Source organism: Klebsiella sp. JN_Kp122 (genome assembly GCF_040062085.1).
GTDB lineage: Bacteria > Pseudomonadota > Gammaproteobacteria > Enterobacterales > Enterobacteriaceae > Klebsiella > Klebsiella aerogenes.
Genome location: NZ_JBEAHW010000030.1, coordinates 17,896 through 40,861 on the forward strand (window position 1 = coordinate 17,896; position 22,966 = coordinate 40,861).

Below are 22,966 nucleotides of genomic sequence, written 5' to 3' on the forward strand. Positions count from 1 at the left end.
GGATTCGCTCATGACTGAAGCGCAAAGACATCAAATTTTACTGGATTTGCTGGCGCAAACGGGATTCGTCACCGTTGAACAGGTAATTTCCCGTCTCGGCATCTCTCCGGCGACAGCAAGACGCGATATTAATAAGCTGGATGAAAACGGTAAGCTGAAAAAAGTTCGTAACGGCGCGGAAGCCATCAGCGAACAGCGCCCACGTTGGTCGCCAATGAACATTCATCAGGCGCAAAACCATGATGAGAAAGTGCGGATTGCCCGCGCCGCCTCGCAGCTGGTGTCGCCGGGCGAAAGCATTGTTATCAACTGCGGCTCCACCGCCTTCCTGCTCGGCCGCGAACTATGCGGCAAACCGGTGCAGATCATCACCAACTACCTGCCGCTGGCCAACTATCTGATTGACCAGGAGCATGACAGCGTGATCATTATGGGGGGGCAATATAACCACAGCCACTTCATCACCCTCAGCCCGCAGGGTAGCGAAAACAGCCTGTATGCCGGCCACTGGATGTTCACCAGCGGCAAAGGGTTAACCGCCGAGGGATTGTACAAAACCGATATGTTGACTGCGATGGCCGAGCAGAAAATGCTTAACGTCGTCGGCAAGCTGGCGGTACTGGTCGATAGCAGCAAAGTCGGCGAACGTGCCGGGATGCTATTCAGCCAGGCCAGCCAAATCGACCTGGTCATTACCGGTAAGCAGGCCGATGAAACGATCCTCAAGCAGCTTGAGGATCAGGGCGTGCAGGTTATTCGCGTTTAAAGATGCCGCAGAAAAAAGGCGGTGGTCGCGTCCAGCGCTTCCGGGGTAATGCGATGACGCACGCCCTTTTGCCAGTGACAGGTCAGGTTAGTTGCCAGGCCGCTCTGCGTTAACGCCTGCTGTAGGCGGAAAGTGTCGCCGGGCGGAACCACATCATCGGCATCGCCGTGCCACAGCAGCAACGGCTTATCAGCCACTGCCGCCAGCTGATGAGTGACGTCCCACTCCGCCAGGCTTGCCGTATCGAATTCGGGCGACGGAAACAACGTCTGTGCAAGGGTGCTGAAATAGCCCGAGCCCATCAGGCAGGCCACGCATTTAAGCTCAGGATGATGGGTCATGATGCCGAGCGCGGTCATGCCGCCCATTGATGCGCCGGCCACCGACAGCCGCTCGTCTTCCAGCCACCCCTCAGCGATAATCGCTTCCCGCAGTGCGGCAAACTCAACAAAGTTTTGTCGCAGGATCGGCCAAAAGCGCAGCATTCGCCCGGCATCATCGCCGTGAAAACGCGCGCCATGTTCGGCGGCATCCGGCATAATCACCCGGAAGCCGGCTTCGGCCAGCGCGACGGCAAAGTAGCTGTAGACCAGTTTGGAAGAGGTAAAACCGTGATAGAAGACGATAACCGGCAGCGGTTTCTCCGCCATCCCAGCCGGACAGGCGTGAATCACTTCACCGCCCGCCAGATTGCGCATTTCGAGTGTTATCATTTATCGTCTCCTTCTTTATAGTGGCATCACGCAATGCGCAAAAAGCAACCACCAAAATTCTGCTTTTGCCGTGAATTATAATGTTGAGAGCTCGGTTACGCTTTCATAACATTTTCATTCGAAAATCGCGCGATAGATAACAATTCGGGAACATTCCCCAGAAATGATGTTCAGGCTACCACTACACTATCACTATCAGGAAACGAGATATGGTCATGCGTAGGTTTACACCGTGGTTACTGGCTCTCGCCTTAAGCGGATGTAGTGTCCTGCAGGGTACGCCGGAGGCACCGCCGCCGGCAAGCGATCATCCGCAGGAGATTCGTCGCAATCAGACTGAGGGCCTGCAAAAGATAGGTACCGTCAGCGTGCTAATGTACGGTTCGCCGATGGATGTCGAGACCGCGTTGAAAGCCAAAGCAGAAGCCGCCAAAGCGGATTACTACGTCATCGTCATGATCGATGACACCATGGTTCCCGGCCAGTGGTATTCGCAAGCGATTCTGTATCATAAATAGCAGCGTGATGCGCTTTTAATCAGCTTTACACTGCTTTGCGTCCATTCACGTTCTCCTGCGCATAATAACGTTCGGCCAGCCTTTTGGCAGAACGTTAGCAAACGGACTGCCCTCGGGATTACGTGAAATGGAGCTGACGATGAAACGATCACTGACCTTACCCAGCCTGTTGCTGACCACCGCGACGGCCAATACTTCCGCTCAGTCAGCCGAATTCGCCAGTGCGGATTGCGTCACCGGCCTGAACGAAATTGGTCTGATTTCCGTCAATAATATCTCCGGCAGTCAGCAGGATGTCGAGCACGCCATTGCCGTAAAAGCCGATGAGCAGGGCGCTTCCTGGTATCGTATCGTTCAGATGTATGAAGAGCCGCAGCCGGATAGCTGGCGAGTGCAGGCCATTCTCTACGCCTGAGACGGCTGTCGTCCGCGCCCCATTGCTCGCAGCAGCGCATCGTCAAGCAGTTGAGCGTCCAGGCGGACACTTCCTCGCGGATCCAGCATCATTCGGCACCATGCCTGGGCCAGCGGCGGCGACGCAAAGCGCAGCATCTGCGCACCCGCCCCCAGGCAATACACCAGACGCGCTATTTCTCGTCCCTGCGCCTCAACAGGTCGCCGTAAGAGTTGCTGAAGCTGTCGCCACGCGCGGTCATAATGCCGGTTCTGCCCCTTAACCTCAGCACACTCCGCCGCCAGCATTTCTAGCGCCGCAGGCTGCTTGCTAAGTACCCGCATCACGTCGAGACACATAATATTGCCGGAGCCTTCCCAGATACTATTCACCGGCATCTCACGGTATAAGCGCGGGAGTTCGCTCTCTTCGCAATAACCGATACCGCCCAGCACTTCCATCGCCTCAGCGACAAACGGTATACCAGCGCGACAGATAGCAAACTTGGCGACCGGGGTAAATAAACGAGCCCATAGCACTTCATGCGCATCGTCGCGCCGATCCCAGGCGCGAGCCAGACGGAACAGAAAAGCGGTTTGTCCTTCAAGACGCAGCGCCATCTGGCCCAGCACCTGACGCATCATCGGCTGATCGGCCAGATTCTTGCCGAACGCCTGACGCTGCAGCGCATGATACAGCGCCACCGAGTAAGCGCGGCGCATCAGGGCATGGCTGCCGGCGGCGCAGTCGAAGCGGGTCAGCGCGCCCATCTTGAGAATTTGCCGCACGCCGTCGCCTTCTTCGCCTATCAGCCACCCGCAGGCGTCAAAGAATTCGGCTTCGCTACTGGCGTTAGAGCGGTTGCCTAATTTATCTTTCAGCCTCTCCAGGCGAACGCCATTGCGTTGGCCATCGGGTAAAAAGCGCGGCACAAAGAAGCAGGAGAGCCCACCCGACGCCTGAGCCAGCACCAGATGCGCGTCGCTCTGCGGCACCGAGAAGAACCATTTATGCCCCACCAGCCGATAGAATCCTTCCGCCGTTTTTTCCGCCCGGCTGGTATTACTGAGCACATCGGAACCGCCCTGTTTTTCGGTCATTCCCATACCAATCAGCAACCCACGCTTCTGATCGCCGGGCGCCAGATGCGGGTCATAGCGGTCGCTGAGCAACGGCGGCAGCCAGTCGCTAAAGACGGTGGGCAGCGCGCGCTGTAGCAGCGGCGTTGCGGCGAAGGTCATGGTTATCGGGCATAACGTTCCCGCCTCCACCTGGGCATGCAGCATAAAGCGGGCAGTACGGGCAACAAACGAACCCGCGCGGGCATCCTCCTGCCAGGCAAGATTATGCACCCGGTTGGCGCACAGTCCCTGCATTAGCAAATGCCAGGCGGGGTGAAACCGCACGTCATCCAATCGGGCGCCGGTGGCGTCGTAGCGTAGCAGTTCCGGCGGATTACTATTGGCCAGACGCCCCAACTCCAGCGATTCCGCCGTGCCTAACTGCTGGCCGATGCTGGCGAGCAGATCGCTATCCCAGCCGGCGCCTTCACGCGTCACTGCCTCACAAAGCGCGGTATCGGACAAAAACAGATTACTGTTACACAACGGCGTCGGTTGATTGAATACGGTATGCGTTTGCCAGTGCATGATGTCTCCCTCCGTCAATGGCTCTGACAGTAAGTATGGTCGGCCGCATAGACGCTCACAAAAAAACCGCTCCGCCTTCGTGAAGCCCATCACAGGCATAAGAATTTAAAATTTTCTCATTAAAAATGTATGGAATAATTTATTCATTCGTTACTGTTTTGTATCAGTCGGGGCTTCCTATGCACACCGCCAGCACAACATCGGCAGCGCAAAAACGCGCGCTGATCGCCGGTTCTATCGGTAACTTTATTGAATGGTACGAGTTCGCGGTCTATGGCTTTCTGGCGACCGTAATTGCGAAAAATTTTTTCCAAATGACTGGAGAAGCGCCGCTGACCGGGCTGATTCTGACTTACGCCTCTTTCGCGATAGCGTTCTTCTTTCGCCCGCTGGGCGCCATCGTTTTTGGCCGTCTCGGCGACCGCATCGGCCGCAAGCCGACGCTGATTATCGTGTTGGTACTGATGACGCTCGCCACCACGGCTATCGGACTGGTACCGGTTTACGCCAGCATCGGTATTGCCGCACCGCTCATTCTGACCGGATTACGTATTCTTCAGGGATTGTTTGCCGGCGGCGAGTACGGAGGTGCGGTATCGCTGATGACCGAGTTCGCCCCTAAAGGTAAGCGTGGGCTGTATGGCGCATGGCAATCTTTTACCGTCGCGCTGGGGCTGCTGGCAGGCGCAGGCGTGGTCGCGCTGATTTCCGCCGCGCTTAGCCCCGAATCGCTGCATGACTGGGGCTGGCGCATCCCCTTCTTTCTCGCCATACCGATGGGCATCGTCGCGCTGTGGCTACGCGTTAAAATGGAAGAGACGCCGGGCTTTTTACGCCAGCAGCAGGCTACACCGCCCGCGGAAACCCGCGCCAGTTTGCGCCAGACGCTCAAAGCGATTCTCACCGGCATTGGCCGGCTGATGGTATGGTCGGCGGCAGGTTATACCTACCTGGTGATCATGCCCTCATACCTTCAGTCCGCGCTGCACACCGGTTTTAATCAGGCACTGCTGATTGCGGTGATCTCCAATATTGGCTTCGCCATCACCATCTTGCCTGCCGGGATGCTCAGCGATAAGTGGGGACGTCGGCGGGTGATGGTCGCGGCTGCGGTATTGCTGCTGGTACTGGCGCTACCGCTGCTGAAAATATTGCAGGCGGAAAGCAGTACGCTGCTGGTGAAAGGTATCGTGGTGCTGATTGCGGGTGGCCTGGTGGGGATTCTGGCCGGGCCTGGGCCGGCGATGCTGGCGGAGATGTTCCCAACCAGAGTGCGTTATACCGGGCTGGGTTTAGCCTATTCGCTTTCGAATGCTGTCTTCTCCGGCTGTGCCGGGTTGATTATTACCGGCCTGATTAAACAGACCGGTAATCTGGATATTCCGGCGTACTACGTGATGGCGACGGCCGTCGTCAGTATTGCCGCGCTGATGACGCTCAATAAGAACGATCATTTGCGGGCGCTGGACGACTAACCTACCGCGCCCGCGGCGGCTTAGCTGCGCTGGCGCACCGCTTCAAACAGGCAAATACCGGTGGCGACGGAGACATTCAGCGAAGAGACGCTACCCGCCATCGGGATACTGATCAGTTCATCACAATGTTCGCGGGTCAGGCGACGCATACCTTCGCCTTCCGCGCCCATCACCAGCGCCATCGGGCCGGTCATTTTGCTCTGGAACAGCGTATGGTCGGCTTCGCCGGCGGTACCAACGATCCACACGTTTTCTTCCTGCAGCAGACGCATGGTCCGCGCCAGGTTAGTGACGCGGATCAGCGGCACGCTTTCCGCCGCGCCGCAGGCGACTTTCTTCGCCGTAGCGTTGAGCTGAGCGGAACGATCGCGCGGCACGATCACCGCATGCACGCCGGCGGCGTCGGCGCTACGCAGGCAGGCGCCGAGGTTGTGCGGATCGGTGACGCCGTCGAGGATCAGCAGGAACGGTTGATCGAACTGCGCCAGCAGATCCGGCAGATCGTTTTCCTGATACTGACGTCCCGGCTTCACGCGGGCAATGATGCCCTGATGCACCGCGCCTTCGCTTTTCTCATCGAGGAACTGGCGGCTGGCAACCTGAATCACCACGCCCTGCGCTTCAAGGGCATGAATCAGCGGCAGCAGACGCTTATCCTCACGGCCTTTCAGAATAAAAACTTCCTGAAAACGCTCAGGTGCGCGTTCCAGCAGTGCCTGCACCGCATGGATGCCGTAAATCATTTCACTCATTGATGTACTCGTTTTAGGTTCTGTTATCCGCCCCCTTCACCCCACCCCAGCAGGCTTCAGGGTGAAGGGACGTCAATCACTCGGCGTTCTTCTTTTTTGCCGCGCGCTTGGCTTTGGTTGCCGCGGCGATTTTTTGCGTTTTCGCCGACGGCTTTTTCGCTTTCTTCTCGCCTTTCGGTTTGGCTTTAGCTTTCTCTTTTTCCTTGCGGAAGGCGCTATCCGGCTCGAAGTTTACCTGCTTGCCAACCTGGCGACGACGGCCGCCGCCGTTTTTACCCGGCGCGCCCTTCTTCGCTTTTTCGCGTGCGGTTTTGCCGACATTACGCGGGCCGCGTTCACTGGAAATCAGGCTGAAATCAATCTTACGCTCATCCATATTGACCGCTTCGACGCGCACTTCCACGCGGTCGCCCAGGCGGTAAGTCTGGCCGCCGGACTCGCCAATCAGCCGCTGTCCAACCTGGTCGAAGCGATAGTAGTCATTATCCAGTGAGGAGACATGTACCAGACCATCGATAAACAGATCGTTCAGGCGGACGAAGAAGCCAAAGCCGGTGACGCTGGCGATCACGCCGGAGAAGGTGTTGCCCACCTGATCCTGCATGAAGTCGCACTTCAGCCAGTCTGACACTTCGCGCGTTGCTTCATCGGCGCGGCGCTCGGTCATCGAGCAGTGCTCGCCCAGCTGCAGCATCTCTTCCATGCTGTAGTGCCAGCCGCCGGTCTCGGTGCTATTGCCTTTATGTCCCTGCTCTTTCGCCAGTAAATACTTAATAGCGCGATGCAGCGACAGGTCAGGATAACGACGGATCGGCGAGGTGAAGTGGGCGTATGACTGCAACGCCAGGCCGAAGTGGCCGCGGTTTTCCGGATCGTAGACCGCCTGCTTCATGGAACGCAGCAGCATCGTCTGCAGCATTTCCGCATCCGGGCGATCGGCGATGGAAGTCAACAGCTCGGCGTAATCGCGCGGCTCCGGCTTGTTGCCGCCCGGTAGTTCCAGCCCCAGTTCCGCCAGCACGGTACGGAAGGCGGTAATCGCTTCGGTGCTTGGCTTATCGTGAATACGGAACAGCGCCGGCTCCTGCGCTTTCTCAACGAAACGCGCCGCGGAGATGTTCGCCAGGATCATGCACTCTTCAATCAGCTTGTGCGCATCGTTACGCTGAGTCTGTTCAATACGCTCGATACGACGCTCGGCGTTGAAGATGAATTTAGCTTCTTCACTTTCAAATGAGATACCGCCGCGCTCTTCACGGGCGCCATCCAGCACCTTATAGAGGTTATGCAGCTCTTCAATATGCTTCACCAGCGGCGCATAGTGCTCGCGTAGCTCCTGATCGCCCTGCAGCATATGCCACACCTTGGTATAGGTCAGGCGGGCGTGAGAGCTCATCACCGCTTCATAGAATTTAAAGCCGGTCAGGCGGCCTTTTGACGAGATCGTCATTTCGCAGACCATACACAGGCGATCGACCTGTGGGTTCAGCGAACACAGGCCGTTGGACAGCACCTCTGGCAGCATCGGTACGACCTGCGAAGGGAAGTAGACTGACGTCCCGCGGCTGCGCGCTTCGCCGTCCAGCGGCGTACCGGGGCGCACGTAGTAGCTCACGTCGGCGATAGCCACCCACAGTCGCCAGCCGCCACCGCGTTTTTTCTCGCAATACACCGCGTCATCGAAGTCGCGGGCATCTTCGCCGTCAATAGTGACCAGCGGCAGAGAGCGCAAATCGACGCGCCCGGCTTTCGCCTCTTCTGGCACTTGCTCTTTGAGGCCGGAGACCTGTTTTTCCACCGCCGGCGGCCAGACGTAAGGGATCTCATGGGTACGCAGCGCCATATCAACGGCCATGCCGGTGCCCATGTTGTCGCCCAGCACTTCAACTATTTTGCCGACCGCTTTGGTACGGCGGGTTGGACGCTGGGTCAGCTCGACCACCACCACGTAGCCCATACGCGCGCCCATGATCTCTTCAGGCGGGATCAGGATATCGAAGCTAAGACGGCTGTCATCCGGCACCACGAAGCCTACACCGGCATCGGTGAAATAACGGCCGACGATCTGGCTGGTTTTCGGCACCAGCACGCGAACGATGCGCGCTTCGCGACGCCCCTTACGATCGGCGCCCAACGGCTGGGCCAGCACCTGATCGCCATGGATACACATTTTCATCTGCTCAGATGAAAGATACAGGTCGTCTTTACGCCCTTCGACGCGTAAAAAGCCGTAGCCGTCGCGGTGGCCAATAACGACGCCTTTGACTAAATCGAGACGTTCCGGCAGCGCATAGCACTGACGGCGAGTAAACACCAACTGGCCATCGCGTTCCATTGCACGCAGGCGACGACGCAGCGCTTCGGTTTGTTCTTCGCCCTCGATATTTAACTCAATCGCCAGCTCATCACGGCTGGCCGGTTTTTCGCGTTTGGTTAAATGTTCGAGGATAAATTCCCGGCTCGGGATTGGATTCGCGTACTTCTCAGCTTCGCGTTCCTGGAATGGATCTTGTGACATATCGGTTCCTCCGTTGTCATCTCCGATGAAAGTCTCTGGGTGGCGCACGCCGCCGCTTTGTGAGTTCTCTTTACGCTGCGGCGCGAATCACTCAGCGCTTTTCTTCCACCAGTAATAATTTATATAGCGGTTGATTCTTTTCAACCAAATCGGCCAGCGTGTAGTTATCCAGTTCCTTCAGGAAACTTTGCGCAGCTTCGGCAAGTGCCTGTTTCAGGCGGCAAGCGGGAGTAATGTGGCAAAATTCGCTGCTGCAATTCACCAGCGATAGCGGCTCAAGATCGCGCACAACATCACCCACGCGAATCATTTTAGCTGGCTTGCCAAGGCGAATCCCCCCATTCTTTCCCCGCACGGCCGTCACGTAGCCAGCACGGCTTAACTGATTGATTATTTTGACCATATGATTACGGGAAACGCCATAGACATCCGTCACCTCGGAAATACTGGTCATTCGGTCATCCGGCAACGACGCCATATAAATCAGCGCACGTAATCCATAATCGGTGAAACTCGTTAACTGCACATCAACCTCAGAGTAAGGGGAAAGCGGTGAATCCGCGGGTATTAACTCTATTGATGATAAACCAGCCAGCGCTCAGGCCGCTAATTTATTTGAAATGGGGCGGGCGAACTGCAAAAACAAGGGCGCCCGAACGGCGCCCCTGGATGATGATTACGCGTCGAACGGGTCGCGCAGAATCATAGTCTCAGTACGGTCAGGACCGGTAGAGATGATATCAACCGGCACGCCGGTCAACTCTTCAATACGCTGGATGTAGTTCAGCGCTGCCTGCGGCAGACCGCTGCGCTCTTTCACGCCGAAGGTGGTTTCGGACCAACCCGGCATGGTTTCGTAGATAGGCTCGATACCTTCCCAGTTGTCGGCAGCCAGCGGAGTGGTGGTCACTTCACGGCCGTCCGGCATACGGTAGCCGACGCAGATTTTCACTTCTTTCAGGCCGTCCAGGACGTCCAGTTTGGTCAGGCAGAAGCCGGACAGAGAGTTAATCTGCACCGCGCGGCGTACCGCGACAGCGTCCAGCCAGCCGGTACGACGACGACGGCCGGTAGTGGCGCCGAATTCGTTACCCTGCTTGCACAGGAACTCGCCGGTTTCATCAAACAGCTCGGTCGGGAACGGACCCGCGCCTACACGAGTAGAGTAAGCTTTGATGATACCCAGAACGTAATCCACATAACGCGGGCCCAGGCCGGAGCCGGTCGCCACGCCACCAGCAGTGGTGTTGGAGGAAGTTACATACGGATAGGTACCGTGGTCGATATCCAGCAGCGTGCCCTGCGCGCCTTCGAACATCACGAAGTCGCCGCGCTGACGCGCCTGATCCAGCAGATCGGAGACGTCAACGACCATGCTGGTCAGGATGTCGGCAATCGCCATCACATCGTCCAGCACTTTTTGATAGTCGACCGCTTCTGCTTTATAGAAGTTCACCAACTGGAAGTTGTGATATTCCATCACTTCTTTCAGTTTGTCAGCGAAGGTGGCTTTATCAAACAGGTCGCCAACGCGCAGGCCGCGACGGGCGACTTTATCTTCGTAAGCCGGGCCGATACCGCGACCGGTTGTACCGATAGCTTTCGCACCGCGTGCTTTCTCACGCGCAACATCCAGCGCAACGTGATAGTCGAGAATAAGCGGACAGGCTTCGGACAGCAGCAGACGCTCACGAACAGGGATACCACGGTCTTCCAGACCTTTCATCTCTTTCATCAGCGCAGCCGGAGACAGCACAACACCGTTACCGATGATGCTGGTTACATTCTCACGGAGAATACCTGATGGAATAAGATGGAGGACGGTTTTTTCACCGTTGATTACGAGAGTATGGCCTGCGTTATGGCCACCCTGGTAGCGCACAACATATTTAGCCCGTTCAGTCAGGAGATCGACGATCTTCCCTTTACCTTCGTCACCCCATTGGGTGCCCAGTACGACGACGTTGTTACCCATTTTTTCAAAATCACCGTTTGCTTAAAAATGGATTCTACCATCGCTTTTTCAGAGTTACAGCACTTTTTGCACTCAAAATGAGGGTAATACGATTGTTTTTTGATCAGCCAATCGATTTCCTCAACATGTAGTAGATGACGATACCAGCTACCACAAGACCGCCGCCAAAGCGACGCAATAAATTATCCGGCAGTTGGCTCATGGTCGCTACCATCTTGCGCCAGGCGCGGGGATAAAGCAGTGGGCCAAGACCTTCGAGAACTAAAACCAGCGCCAGTGCCAGCCAAATTGTTGCATTCATTATTGATGACCCTTATAGAAAAACAAAACCGCCGCCAGTTTGGCGCCGGTGAGTATTACCGCAAAACCCTTTTCTTTCTTCACATTCTCCGGCATTTCACAGGCAATATGAAACCACTAGCTGAGAGAAAAATCACAATCTATGGCATGAAAAAAGGCGCCTCTTGCAAGGCGCCTTCTGATTTCACACTGACCCGGCTTATTTACGCACAGAATCCGGTGACTTCATGTAACGGAAGAAATCGCTATCCGGGCTGAGGACCATCACGTCCTGGTTGCTCTGGAAGCTCTTCTCATAGGCGCGCAGGCTACGGATAAAGGCATAGAAGCCCGGATCCTGACTGAATGCATCGGCAAACAGTTTTGCCGACTCGGCATCGCCTTCACCGCGCAGAATACGCCCTTGACGCTCGGCTTCCGCCAGGGTCTTGGTCACTTCATAGTCCGCGGTCGCGCGCAGTTTTTCCGCTTCTTCCTGACCTTGTGAACGATGACGACGAGCAACCGCTTCACGCTCGGCGCGCATACGGTTGTAGATCGCCTCAGACACTTCAGCCGGCAGGTTGATCTGCTTGATACGTACGTCAACGACTTCAATACCCAGCGCCGCCATACTGTTCGGGTTGATTACCTGAACCTTACCGTTAGTTTCAGCTTCTACCCGTTCTGCCGCTTTAGCGATAGCGTCATCGGCTGCCGGCGTCGAGACTTCATCTTCTGTACCTGCAGAACCGGAGTTCAGCGCATCACGCACTTCCAGGGTCAAACGACCGCGGGAATCAGTCACGATGTCTTTCACGTCCAGACGACCAATCTCAGAGCGCAGACGGTCAGAGAACTTACGCTTCAGCAGAACTTCGGCCTGGGAGACGTCGCCGCCGCCGGTCGCCAGATAGTAACGACTGAAGTCACTGATGCGCCACTTGATATAGGAGTCGACGATCAGGTCTTTCTTCTCTTTAGTAACAAAGCGGTCAGCCTGGTTGTCCATGGTCTGGATACGCGCATCCAGCATTTTCACGGATTCAATAAACGGGATCTTGAAGTGCAGACCCGGCGCATACACCAGCGGCTTGTTCTCATCGTCGCGCAGAACTTTGCCAAAGCGCAGCGTAATGCCACGCTCGCCTTCTTTCACCACGAAGACAGACATGTAGAGCACTACCAGCACGACGACAATGATCGCGATAACAGATTTACGCATCGTTATTCCCCCTGACGCTGGTAGTCGTTACGCTGCGCGTTGGCGCGGCGTTGGTCCATAATGGTACCCCCGGTTGAACTCGAGGTTGATGAGGTGCTGGCGCTGCTTGAGCTGGACGCAGGCGGCAGGCGCAGCAGATCGCTTGCGCCACTGCTATCGCTCTTTGCCGGCGCACCAGTGGCGCCTTTCAGCATCTGATCCAACGGCAGAACCATCAGGTTGCCGCCCTTGCTGTCATTAACCAGCACTTTGCGGGTATGGCTCAGCACTTTTTCCATGGTTTCGATATACAGACGCTCGCGGGTAATTTCCGGCGCGGCTTTATATTCCGGCAGGATCTTCGCAAAGCGAGCGACTTCACCCTGTGCTTCCAGTACGGTCTGGGTTTTATACGCACGCGCCTCTTCGAGGATACGCTGCGCCTGACCGTTCGCACGCGGCTGAACTTCGTTGGTATAAGCTTCCGCTTCGCGGATGTACTGCTGCTCGTTCTCACGCGCGGCAATGGCATCATCAAACGCGGCCTTCACCTCTTCCGGCGGACGCGCCGTCTGGAAGTTGACGTCCAGCAGGGTAATACCCATGTTGTACGGACGAATGGTCTCTTCCAGCTCGCGCTGGGTATCGCTACGGATAACGGTACGACCTTCGGTCAGGATACGGTCCATGGTGTACTTACCGATGACGCCGCGCAGGGCGCTGTCGGTGGCCTGACGCAGACTATCGTCGGCGCTGGTCACGCTAAACAGGTAGCGCTCCGGATCGGTCACCCGGTACTGTACGTTCATCTCAACGCGCACGACGTTCTCATCGGAAGTCAGCATCACACCAGATGCGGCCAGCTCACGAACCGACTCGACGTTCACCGCTTGCACATTATCGACAAAGGTTGGCTTCCAGTTCAGACCTGGCTCAACCAGATGGCTGAACTTGCCAAAGCGTGTCACCACACCACGTTCCGCTTCCTTGATGGTATAGAAACCGCTGGCTGCCCAGATAATCACCGCCGCTGCAGCAACGATGCCGACAATGCGCCCGCCCATCGGGCCGCGCGGCCCCTGCGTCACATTACCGCCACCCTGGCCGCCTTTACCGCCGCCGAGACCGCCAAGTTTTTTGCTTAACTTGCGGAAGATATCATCCAGATCGGGCGGCCCCTGATCGCGACCGCCTTTGTTGCCATTTCCCTCAGAGTTGCCGCCATTCTTGCTGCTTCCCCACGGGTCGCGGTCCTGTCCGTTATTACCGGGCTGATTCCACGCCATGTATATGCTCCATATTTGTTTTTGATATCCCCACAGGGGTTAATATCTTCAGGCCAGGTCAAACCACGTAGTCGACCAACGCAGGCTCTTGTTTGCAGAGGCGACGCCAGTCCACGATGGGCATGCGCACTTGCAGGCTTACGCTGCCGTCATCCTCCATCCACTCTTTTTCTATCGCCTGAAGCTGATAGAACCGGCTTCTCAGACGACCTTCCTGCGGCGGTAAACGCAGCGTATGCTGAGCCACTTCGCCGGAAAGACGTTCTGTTAACGCCTGAAAAAGCAGTGGTACGCCAACTCCGGTCTGGGCGGAGAGCCAGACCCGAATCGGTTTATTCTCTTCATCCCGATCGATGCGCGGTTCAAAATCGTCAAGCACATCGATTTTGTTCATCACCAGCAATGACGGGATTTCATCGGCCTCGATTTCAGCAAGGACCGTATTTACTGCATCAATATTTTCCTGCACGCGGACATCCGCCGCGTCGATAACGTGCAGCAGCAGCGTCGCCTGACGCGTCTCCTGCAGCGTCGCTTTAAACGCCGCCACCAAATCGTGCGGCAGATGACGAATAAAGCCTACGGTGTCAGCCAGTACCGTTTCGCCGACGTCGGTGACGTTAATACGGCGCAGCGTTGGGTCCAGGGTGGCGAACAGTTGGTCCGCGGCATAGACTTCCGCTTCGGTTATCTGGTTGAACAGCGTTGATTTTCCGGCGTTGGTATATCCCACCAGCGAGACGGTAGGGATATCGGCCTTAGCGCGTGACCGCCGACCTTGCTCGCGCTGCTTTTCTACTTTTTCCAGTCGCGACAGGATCTGCATAATACGGTTACGCAGCAATCGACGGTCGGTTTCGAGCTGGGTTTCACCCGGTCCGCGCAAACCAATCCCGCCCTTCTGCCTTTCAAGGTGGGTCCAGCCGCGTACCAGACGGGTGGCCAGATGGCGCAGCTGCGCCAGCTCAACCTGCAGTTTCCCTTCGTGGGTACGCGCTCGCTGGGCAAAAATATCTAAAATCAGACCGGTGCGATCGATAACCCGGCATTCGCAAAGCTGCTCCAGGTTACGTTCCTGGGCCGGACTCAAGGCATGATCGAACAGCACGACCGAGGCGCCGGTCGCTTTTACGGCTTCCGCAATTTCAACAGCCTTACCTTCACCAACAAAATACTTCGGGTGCGGTGCTTTACGGCTACCGGTAATCACCTGCATTGCTTCGACACCGGCGGAAGAAACCAGGGATTCAAACTCCTGGAGATCCTCCATATCTTTGTCTTGCGAAAAATAGATGTGTACCAGTACCGCCTGCTCACCGGCATCATAACGGTCAAACAAGCGTAAACCCCTTATAAAATACCAGCGGGGAACGCAGAAAACCTGGCTCCCCGACGTGGAAAAACAGCATTAGCCTTATTCGGCGTCGTCGCTGTCTTGCTGCGGCGCAGAAGAACCTTGCGCGCTACCACCGTGGTGATAGTTGTTTGCACCGCCGCCAGCATTATTGCTGTGGTGAGACACCGGACGGGACGGAACAACAGTAGAAATTGCGTGCTTATAGACCATCTGGCTGACCGTGTTCTTCAACAGGATCACGAACTGATCGAAAGACTCAATTTGCCCTTGCAGCTTAATACCATTCACCAAATAAATAGAAACCGGAACACGTTCCCGACGCAAAGCGTTCAGGAACGGATCTTGTAAAGATTGCCCCTTAGCCATTCTCTCTTTTCCTTATATGTATGCTTGTTTTGTACTCAGAACCTTACGATTCTTAAAAAAAATTACGCACGATACCATTCAATTGTACACGTTCAGTTCTGGCTAGCACCAACAACCTGTAATACTTTGTTGAGCGCTTGTTCAGGTTGCTCACTGTCTAACCAGTGAACATCTTCCCAACCACGCAGCCAGGTGACCTGACGTTTAGCTAACTGTCTCGTCGCGCAAACACCTCGATAAACCATTTCATCATACGGGACCTCGCCTTCAAGGTATGACCACATCTGGCGGTATCCGACACAACGAATGGAAGGCATATCCGTATGCAAATCTCCACGGGCAAATAGCGCCCGCACTTCTGCTTCAAAACCTGAAGCCAACATCTGATGAAAACGCTGCTCAATGCGTTGATGTAGCAGTTCACGGCTCGCCGGGGCGATGGCGAACTGATGCACCTGATACGGCAGAGCCTCTCCTGACGTTTGCGTCAGTTCCGTTAAAGTTTTACCCGAAATGAAAAAAACTTCCAGTGCTCGGGAAAGTCTTTGCGGATCATTTGGATGAATACGCGCGGCGGCCACGGGATCGATGTCCTGTAACTGCCGGTGCAATGCGTGCCACCCCTGCTCTGCTGCCTGTTGCTCAATTCTGGCCCTGACTGCGGGATCCGCCGAAGGCAGCGGCGATAACCCTTCCAACAACGCTTTGAAGTACAACATTGTTCCGCCGACCAGCAGCGGGATGCGCCCGGCGGCGACGATATCCGCCATTTCCGCCAACGCATCGCGGCGAAAATCCGCCGCCGAGTACGACTCTGCCGGATCAAGGATATCCAGCAACCGATGCGGCGCAGCGCTAAGCTCCGCGGCATCGGGTTTGGCCGTGCCGATATCCATTCCTCGATAGATGAGGGCGGAATCGACGCTAATCAACTCTACGGGCAAAACTTTACGCAAGGCGATAGCTAATGCGGTTTTACCGGAGGCCGTCGGCCCCATTAAAAAAATTGCCTTAGGCAGGCTCGCCTCAGTTACATCACTCATCTTTCAGGGCTGTCATCGCCGAATGTAAATCAACAGGTTGTAACAGACCACCCGGCGGCGCTTTAATCAGCTGCGGACATAAACGCTCAACGTCCGCCAGCACGGAAATCGCCTGCGCCATACTCCACTGCGCGTGCTCGCTCGTCAGATTACGCGCCGTCCACTGGGCAATGTCGCCGACGTCGAATGCCGTTAGCTGCGCCAGGTAGCCTATCAGTTCAGGAATCAAGATTTGTAAATTTTGTTGTCTTAAGGGTAAAGGCACCGCGCGAACCGTCACGTGCTGAGCATCTGCTTGTAAATCGATACCCAATTGCGCCAGCGCCGGCTGCGCCTTTTCCAGCGCCTTACGTTCTGCTTCACTCACTTTAAGACGCAGCGGGATCAGCAGCGGCTGCGCGCAAACCGCTTCCGCGCCCGGCGTTAGCTGCGCCTGACGCAGCCAGCGCTCCGCCACCGGCAGCGCCAGCAACGCCAATGTGCCGCCGCGCTCGAGCAGCGCGCAATCGCTACCGATAATAGTCAGCACCCGGCCAAAGCTTTGGCTATGGGCTGCCAGGCTTTCCGCAGGCGCCGGCGCAACGGGTGGCTTTTCCGCCGCCGGGGTTTGCAGCAGTTGACGGTAAAGCGCCCCCTGCTGTTTTTGATAGCCCGGCTGCGCGTGGGGCCAGTTGGCGCCGCCTGCGCTATAGCCGCCGCCGGCGGCAGGTTCCCGCGGCGCGCGGGTATCATAACCCGCCGCCGGTTCCCGGGCAGGCGATGGGCGAGCGAAATGGTTAGCGCCCGCCGCTACGCGATTTTCCGGCACCGGCCGCGACGCGGGCGCTTCGTCTTCTTCCGCCAACGGCGCATCCAGTTGCTGCTGCAGCACGCTCAGTACGCCTTGATAGATAAAATCATGCACCAGCCGCGATTGATGGAAACGTACTTCGTGCTTCGCCGGATGCACGTTGACATCAACCTGATGCGGGTCAATCTCCAGATACAGCACAAACGCCGGCTGCTGGTCAGCGCCCAGCTTGTCTTCACAGGCCTGGCGAATGGCATGGTTGATCAGCCGGTCGCGCATCATACGCCCGTTGACGTAGCAGTACTGGATTTCCGCTAATGCCGGATTGGTATGCAACGGATCGGCAACCCAGCCGCGCAGCGTCAGATCGCCATGCTGCCACTCAATGGCCAACGCGTGTTCCAGAAACGCCGCGCCGCAAATCGAGCCGAGGCGGCGTTCACGCTGGCCGCCTTCCGCCACTGCGCGATACTGGCGCATCATTTTGCCGTTATGGCTGAGATTAATCGTTACATCGAAACGCGCCAGCGCGATGCGGCGGACGATTTCATCAATATGATTAAACTCGGTTTTTTCGGTACGCATGAACTTGCGCCGCGCGGGGGTGTTGTAAAACAGATCCAGGACTTCCAGCGTGGTGCCTATCGGATGCGCCGCCGGTTTCACCGTCACTGCCTGGTCGCGCCCTTCAGCATAAGCCTGCCATGCCTCGTGCTGCTCCGCGGTACGCGAAGTCAGCGTCAGGCGGGCGACGGAACTGATACTGGCCAACGCTTCGCCGCGAAAGCCAAGGCTGATGATCGCCTCAAGGTCATCCAGCGAGGCGATTTTACTGGTGGCGTGCCGAGCCAGCGCCAGCGCCAGCTCATCTTTTTTGATCCCACAGCCGTTATCGCGAATACGGATAAGCTTCGCGCCCCCGCGTTCGATATCAATGTCGATACGGGTTGCGCCGGCATCAAGGCTGTTCTCAACCAGCTCCTTCACTACCGACGCCGGACGTTCCACCACCTCGCCAGCGGCAATCTGGTTGGCGAGCTGCGGCGGTAGAACCTGAATCGGCATGACCTTCTCCTTAGTTAATCAACGTCCCGCCAGGCGAACTGGCGCTGGCGGTTTGCGCGGCCGTGCCGCGCGGCGCTGATTGCAGCGGGTGCTGCATATAATAGTTACGCAGCCCTTTATAAATCGCCTCTGCAATCTGCTGTTGGTAATCATCGCTACCCAGCAGGCGCTCTTCGCCGTTATTACTGATAAAGCCGGTTTCGACGAGGATCGACGGAATATCCGGCGAGCGCAGAACGCCAAGGCTGGCATGCTCCGGGCGGCGTTTATGGAGATTACCGACCCGCTGCAGCTGGCTTAGTACATCCGTCGCCACATCATAACCGACGCGCTGGGAATGGCCGAACTGTAAATCCAGCACCGCCTGGCTCAGATAAGGATCCGACTGACTATTTGCCAGCACGTCGCCCGCACCGCCCAAAAGTTCGGATTGTTTCTCATGCTGTTCTAGCCAGCCGGCCATTTCGCTATTCGCGCGGCGGTTAGAGAGCACCCACACCGATGCGCCGGTCGCGTCGCGGTTCGGGGCCGCATCGGCATGGATAGAGACAAGGAAATTGGCGTTTTGTTTGCGCGCCACGTCCGAACGCCCCATAACCGAGATGAAGTAATCACCGTTGCGGGTGAGCACCGGTTTAAACTGCGGATCGTCGTTGAGCAACGCCCGGAGTTTATGGGCGATAGCAATCGTGACGTTTTTCTCTTTGGTGCCTCCCGGTCCGATGGCGCCAGGATCCTGGCCGCCGTGACCGGCATCAATGGCGATAATAATTTTATCGTCAGAAGAGACGGTACGCGCCGCCGGACGGCTGATGGTCTGGTTGTTGGTCATCGCCGGCTGACTGCTGGTCACCACCGTGGTTCTGTCGCTGCCAGAGTTTTTAAACGGATTGCGCGGCGGCGTGCTCGGACGCGACGCCACTACCGGCGCTTCGACCCGTTTCGCTATCACTGGCGGAGGAGGTGGCGGCGGCACATCGGCGTTAATGGTAAAGACGACGGTATAGTTGGCGCCATTTTGCTGCTTCACCGCCCGCGTTTTACCATCTTCCGTCAGATCGACCAGTAGACGCAGCGATTGCGTATCCTGAGGCGAGCCGGAACGAATGCTCTTGACCAGATTATTACCGCTAAACTGCAGCGGCAGCCCCTGAAGTACGCCGGTTTGTTTGATATCCAACGCCACCGCCCGCTTACCTTGCGGGGTGAAAGAATATTCAGGATCGCCGACAAAACTTAGCGTGATGCGGGCCTGCCGATCGCCGTTTGAGACCTGGATATCGGATAAACTTGCCGCGGATGCCTGAGTGCCGAGCAGCATCAGAGCGGCGGCCAGCCAACTGGTTATACGATACTTCATCCCGTCATCCTTTAGGCTAAATGGCTAAACGCGCCAATAAAGACTCACCCAATGAAGAGACCGCCGTTACGCGCGCCTCACGCCCTTGCGCCTGATAATCCAGGTGAATTTCGACATCCGGGTCAGGCAGTACACCCGCGCCTTGTTGCGGCCATTCTACCAGGCAGATGGCATCGTTAGCGAAGTAATCGCGGATCCCCATAAATTCGAGCTCCTCAGGATCCGCCAGCCGGTAGAGGTCGAAGTGATACACCATCAGATTGTCGAGGGTGTAAGGCTCCACCAGCGTATACGTTGGGCTTTTGACATTGCCGCGGTGGCCAAGGGCCTGCAGAAAACCGCGGCTGAAGGTGGTTTTACCCGCGCCTAAATCGCCATACAGATAGATAACCGTCGCGCCGCTACAGGCCTGCGCTACGCGGTTGCCAAGGTCTAATGTCGCCTGCTCGTCGGGTAAAGGAATCACACGGTTAATCATGGTCTAGGTCAATCACATCCGGGTTAACAACACGCCTCAGCGTGCAAAAAAGATCGGTCGCCAGCATCCCGCGGGCGCCATCTCTGGCGGCCAGCCGGTCTGCGGCTTCGCCGTGCGCCACGCAGCCTGCGCAAGCGGCATCATATGGGGTCAGCCCCTGTCCCAACAGCGCGGCGATAATGCCGGTGAGCACATCGCCCATCCCGCCGCTGGCCATTCCGGGATTACCGGCATCAATGATACCGATTTCCCCCGCGTTATTCGCCACGACGGTTCCTGCGCCTTTTAGCACCACCACGCCGCCATACCGTTTTACCAGACGTTGTACAGAATGTAAGCGATCGCTTTCAACTTCTGCCACGCTGATATTCAATAAACGGGCGGCTTCGCCAGGATGCGGGGTTAACACGCGATTGTGACGTTTATCGGGATTGATTGCCAGCAGGTTCAACGCGTCGGCATCCCAGACCATCGGTTTGCGAAAATTCTCTACCTGCCGCAGCGCCGCTTTACCCCATTCGCTTTGCCCAAGACCGGGACCAATCGCCACGACATCCGCCCACTCCAGGCTCTCAGCAAGAGAGTCACCGTTCAGCTCATGGACCATCAATTCCGGTCTGGCAGTCACAATGCCCGCGATATTTTCCGCCCTGGTCAGCACGCGTACTAAACCCGCGCCGGCACGCAGCGCGGCCTCACCTGCCATACGAATGGCGCCAGCGGTGCCGCGATCGCCGCCGATAATCACCAGCCGACCATGCGAGCCTTTATGCGACGTCGGGCGACGCGGCGGCAACCAGCCTGCCAGCTGCGCTGCGGAAAAACGGCGAATAGCGGTGTTTTGCCCGGCAAGCCAGCGCTCCAGCCCGAGCGCATGATGATGTAAGCGCCCGACGACGTCGCGGGCGTTGCCGGTCAGTAGTCCGGGTTTTAGCGCGATAAACGTCAGGGTATGGGCGGCGTGGATTACCGCGCCAGGCGTCGCGCCGGTTTGCGCGTTCAGCCCGGAGGGGATATCAAGCGCAATAACCGGCGCGGGATAGGCATTCGCCAGTTCAATCAGCCCGGCGACGTTAGCGCGCGGCGCGCTATGCAGGCCGGTGCCGAGCAGCCCGTCAATAATCAATGAGATATCATCCGGCCAGGCGCTATCGGCGGCGTGGATGACGCCGCCGGCATTGAGCCACTCTTCCCGCGCGGCCTGCGCCTCTTCCGGCAGCGGCTTATCGCTTTCCAACGCCAGTAGCGTTACCGCGATGCCCTGCGCCTGCGCCAGTCGCGCGACGACATAGCCGTCGCCGCCGTTATTGCCGTGGCCGCAAAGAATCAACCAGTGCTGGCTGGCGGGATAAAGGCTTCGGGCCAGTTGAAACGCCGCCTCGCCGGCACGCCGCATCAATTCAAAAAGCGTCAGCCCGAGACTATCCGCCGCCTCTCTTTCCGCCTGGCGCAGCGTCTCCGCTGGCCATACGATGTGTGGTATACTGTCAGGGTTTTTCGTCATTGTATGGTCCATCATGTCACAGCCCCTCGATCTCAATCAGTTAGCGCAGCAAATCAAACAATGGGGCACCGAGCTTGGCTTCCAGCAGGTCGGTATTACCGATACCGATCTCAGCGCCAGCGAACCTAAACTACAGGCATGGCTGGATAAACAATACCATGGCGAAATGGAATGGATGGCTCGCCACGGCATGATGCGCGCCCGGCCGCATGAACTGCTGCCCGGTACGCTACGCGTGATTAGCGTGCGCATGAACTACCTGCCCGCCAATGCTGCTTTCGCCAGCACTCTGAAAGATCCCACGCTGGGTTACGTCAGCCGTTATGCCCTGGGGCGTGATTATCATAAGCTGCTACGTAACCGCCTGAAAAAACTCGGCGAGATGATTCAGGAACAGTGTGCTTCGCTCAATTTTAGACCGTTTGTCGATTCCGCGCCTATCCTGGAGCGGCCCATCGCTGAAAAAGCGGGGCTTGGCTGGACAGGTAAGCACTCACTTATCTTAAGCCGCGACGCCGGATCGTTTTTCTTCCTGGGCGAGTTGCTTATCGATCTGCCACTGCCGATAGACCAGCCGGTTGCCGAAGAGTGCGGGCGTTGTGTCGCCTGTATGACTATCTGCCCCACCGGCGCCATCGTCGAGCCCTATACCGTCGACGCGCGGCGCTGCATCTCCTATCTGACCATCGAGCTGGAAGGCGCCATCCCGGAAGAATTTCGTCCGCTTATCGGCAACCGTATTTACGGCTGCGATGATTGCCAGTTGATATGTCCGTGGAACCGTTTTTCGCAGCTCACCGATGAAGAGGACTTCAGCCCGCGTAAAGCGCTACATGCGCCGCAGCTGATTGAGCTGTTCGCCTGGAGCGAAGCCTGGTTCCTGAAAGTCACTGAGGGATCGGCGATACGCCGTATCGGTCACTTACGCTGGTTACGCAATATCGCCGTCGCGCTCGGTAATGCCCCGTGGAATGAAGCCAATCTGGTCGCGCTGGAAAGTCGCCGAGGTGAGCACCCACTTCTCGATGAACACATTGAATGGGCGGTTGCGCAGCAGATCGAAAAGCGAAACGCCAACGTTGTCGAAGTGCAGTTGCCGCAGAAATTACGCCTGGTCAGGGTGGTCGAGAAAGGATTACCGCGCGACGCCTGATTCATTCACAGGCTGTGAATAAAAACAAAAACACATTGCGTTTCAACGGGCAGACGTACGTCAAGTGATCGAATTAACAGTTTGAAATGAAATTTAAATGTTAAATTTCAATCAGATACAATAATACTATTTACAAAGTGAAGCATTTATCGCGCCGTCAGCCAAACGACAGCCTGTGGATAACTCTGTTTACAGTATTTTTAGATAGGCAATGAAAATCATCCCCGGCGCGATTTTGCACTGTGGATAAACTGGATAAAGGAAGAAATTTGGAGCGGGAAACGAGACTCGAACTCGCGACCCCGACCTTGGCAAGGTCGT

General features: G+C 56.8%; 21 protein-coding genes. 5 read left to right on the plus strand and 16 right to left on the minus strand.

Translation table 11 applies throughout. The features are described 5' to 3' along the window. Positions 1–10 precede the first annotated feature (10 nt). Positions 11–766: an HTH-type transcriptional regulator UlaR gene (gene ulaR / locus ABLU78_RS13240; protein ID WP_015368619.1), complete on the plus strand. Its 756-nt coding sequence runs from the start codon at positions 11–13 to the stop codon at positions 764–766. On the opposite strand, the gene yjfP is transcribed toward ulaR, so the two are convergent. Beyond that, a complete protein-coding gene (yjfP, locus tag ABLU78_RS13245; RefSeq protein ID WP_015368620.1) occupies positions 763–1,479 on the minus strand; it encodes an esterase in 717 nt (238 codons plus the stop codon). The two genes, ulaR and yjfP, sit on opposite strands and share 4 nt — an antisense overlap. A 209-nt stretch (positions 1,480–1,688) precedes the next feature. Between yjfP and bsmA the strand changes: the two genes are divergently transcribed. Next, positions 1,689–1,997 carry a biofilm peroxide resistance protein BsmA gene (gene bsmA, locus ABLU78_RS13250; RefSeq protein WP_015368621.1) on the plus strand — a complete coding sequence of 103 codons (309 nt, stop codon included), beginning with the start codon at positions 1,689–1,691 and terminating at the stop codon, positions 1,995–1,997. A gap of 139 nt (positions 1,998–2,136) precedes the next feature. Further along, positions 2,137–2,412, plus strand: a complete 276-nt coding sequence (gene yjfN / locus ABLU78_RS13255; protein WP_020079815.1) for a DUF1471 family protease activator YjfN — start codon at positions 2,137–2,139, stop codon at positions 2,410–2,412. Here yjfN and ABLU78_RS13260 read toward each other — a convergent pair. Continuing rightward, positions 2,403–4,040, minus strand: a complete 1,638-nt coding sequence (locus ABLU78_RS13260; RefSeq protein WP_048229725.1) for an isovaleryl-CoA dehydrogenase — start codon at positions 4,038–4,040, stop codon at positions 2,403–2,405. The genes yjfN and ABLU78_RS13260 overlap by 10 nt on opposite strands. 179 nt (positions 4,041–4,219) lie before the next feature. Here ABLU78_RS13260 and ABLU78_RS13265 point away from each other — a divergent pair, with 179 nt between their 5' ends. Further along, complete coding sequence (locus ABLU78_RS13265; RefSeq protein ID WP_015704175.1) at positions 4,220–5,515, plus strand: MFS transporter; 1,296 nt, start codon at positions 4,220–4,222, stop codon at positions 5,513–5,515. A 20-nt stretch (positions 5,516–5,535) separates the two neighbouring features. Here the strand turns inward: ABLU78_RS13265 and rlmB are convergent, their stop codons facing one another. The 14 genes from rlmB to nnr all read right to left on the minus strand — a co-directional run bounded on the left by rlmB (position 5,536) and on the right by nnr (position 21,492). Then, on the minus strand, positions 5,536–6,267 hold the full coding sequence (gene rlmB, locus ABLU78_RS13270) for a 23S rRNA (guanosine(2251)-2'-O)-methyltransferase RlmB (protein ID WP_015704174.1): 732 nt from the start codon (positions 6,265–6,267) through the stop codon (positions 5,536–5,538). Between the two features lie 76 nt (positions 6,268–6,343). After that, positions 6,344–8,785 (minus strand): ribonuclease R, encoded by a 2,442-nt coding sequence (gene rnr / locus ABLU78_RS13275; protein ID WP_015368626.1) that lies wholly within the window; start codon positions 8,783–8,785, stop codon positions 6,344–6,346. A gap of 91 nt (positions 8,786–8,876) precedes the next feature. Then, positions 8,877–9,311 (minus strand): nitric oxide-sensing transcriptional repressor NsrR, encoded by a 435-nt coding sequence (gene nsrR, locus ABLU78_RS13280; RefSeq protein ID WP_015368627.1) that lies wholly within the window; start codon positions 9,309–9,311, stop codon positions 8,877–8,879. 150 nt (positions 9,312–9,461) lie between these two features. Beyond that, on the minus strand, positions 9,462–10,760 hold the full coding sequence (locus ABLU78_RS13285; RefSeq protein ID WP_002885665.1) for an adenylosuccinate synthase: 1,299 nt from the start codon (positions 10,758–10,760) through the stop codon (positions 9,462–9,464). A gap of 103 nt (positions 10,761–10,863) precedes the next feature. Next, positions 10,864–11,061 carry a DUF2065 domain-containing protein gene (locus ABLU78_RS13290; RefSeq protein ID WP_015368629.1) on the minus strand — a complete coding sequence of 66 codons (198 nt, stop codon included), beginning with the start codon at positions 11,059–11,061 and terminating at the stop codon, positions 10,864–10,866. Positions 11,062–11,259: 198 nt separating this feature from the next. Next, the gene (gene hflC, locus ABLU78_RS13295) at positions 11,260–12,264 is read right to left on the minus strand and encodes a protease modulator HflC (protein ID WP_015368630.1); all 1,005 of its coding nucleotides are present in this window, start codon (positions 12,262–12,264) and stop codon (positions 11,260–11,262) included. Positions 12,265–12,266: 2 nt separating this feature from the next. Then, positions 12,267–13,529, minus strand: coding sequence for an FtsH protease activity modulator HflK (hflK, locus tag ABLU78_RS13300; protein ID WP_015368631.1), 1,263 nt, complete (start codon positions 13,527–13,529; stop codon positions 12,267–12,269). A gap of 58 nt (positions 13,530–13,587) precedes the next feature. Next, positions 13,588–14,868 carry a ribosome rescue GTPase HflX gene (gene hflX, locus ABLU78_RS13305; protein WP_015368632.1) on the minus strand — a complete coding sequence of 427 codons (1,281 nt, stop codon included), beginning with the start codon at positions 14,866–14,868 and terminating at the stop codon, positions 13,588–13,590. A gap of 75 nt (positions 14,869–14,943) precedes the next feature. Next, positions 14,944–15,252 (minus strand): RNA chaperone Hfq, encoded by a 309-nt coding sequence (gene hfq, locus ABLU78_RS13310; RefSeq protein WP_015368633.1) that lies wholly within the window; start codon positions 15,250–15,252, stop codon positions 14,944–14,946. 92 nt (positions 15,253–15,344) lie between these two features. Further along, on the minus strand, positions 15,345–16,295 hold the full coding sequence (gene miaA / locus ABLU78_RS13315) for a tRNA (adenosine(37)-N6)-dimethylallyltransferase MiaA (protein WP_015704169.1): 951 nt from the start codon (positions 16,293–16,295) through the stop codon (positions 15,345–15,347). Beyond that, entirely contained in the window at positions 16,288–18,150 is a 1,863-nt protein-coding gene (gene mutL, locus ABLU78_RS13320) for a DNA mismatch repair endonuclease MutL (protein WP_047076919.1), read from the minus strand. The genes miaA and mutL overlap by 8 nt, the downstream gene beginning before the upstream one ends. Positions 18,151–18,160: 10 nt before the next feature. Further along, entirely contained in the window at positions 18,161–19,510 is a 1,350-nt protein-coding gene (gene amiB / locus ABLU78_RS13325) for an N-acetylmuramoyl-L-alanine amidase AmiB (RefSeq protein ID WP_015368636.1), read from the minus strand. A 16-nt stretch (positions 19,511–19,526) separates the two neighbouring features. Beyond that, positions 19,527–19,988, minus strand: a complete 462-nt coding sequence (gene tsaE / locus ABLU78_RS13330) for a tRNA (adenosine(37)-N6)-threonylcarbamoyltransferase complex ATPase subunit type 1 TsaE (protein ID WP_015704166.1) — start codon at positions 19,986–19,988, stop codon at positions 19,527–19,529. After that, positions 19,981–21,492: a bifunctional ADP-dependent NAD(P)H-hydrate dehydratase/NAD(P)H-hydrate epimerase gene (gene nnr / locus ABLU78_RS13335; RefSeq protein WP_026612424.1), complete on the minus strand. Its 1,512-nt coding sequence runs from the start codon at positions 21,490–21,492 to the stop codon at positions 19,981–19,983. Before nnr ends, tsaE begins: the two co-directional genes overlap by 8 nt. A gap of 13 nt (positions 21,493–21,505) precedes the next feature. Here nnr and queG point away from each other — a divergent pair, with 13 nt between their 5' ends. Then, positions 21,506–22,645 (plus strand): tRNA epoxyqueuosine(34) reductase QueG, encoded by a 1,140-nt coding sequence (gene queG / locus ABLU78_RS13340; protein ID WP_015704164.1) that lies wholly within the window; start codon positions 21,506–21,508, stop codon positions 22,643–22,645. Positions 22,646–22,966 lie beyond the last annotated feature (321 nt).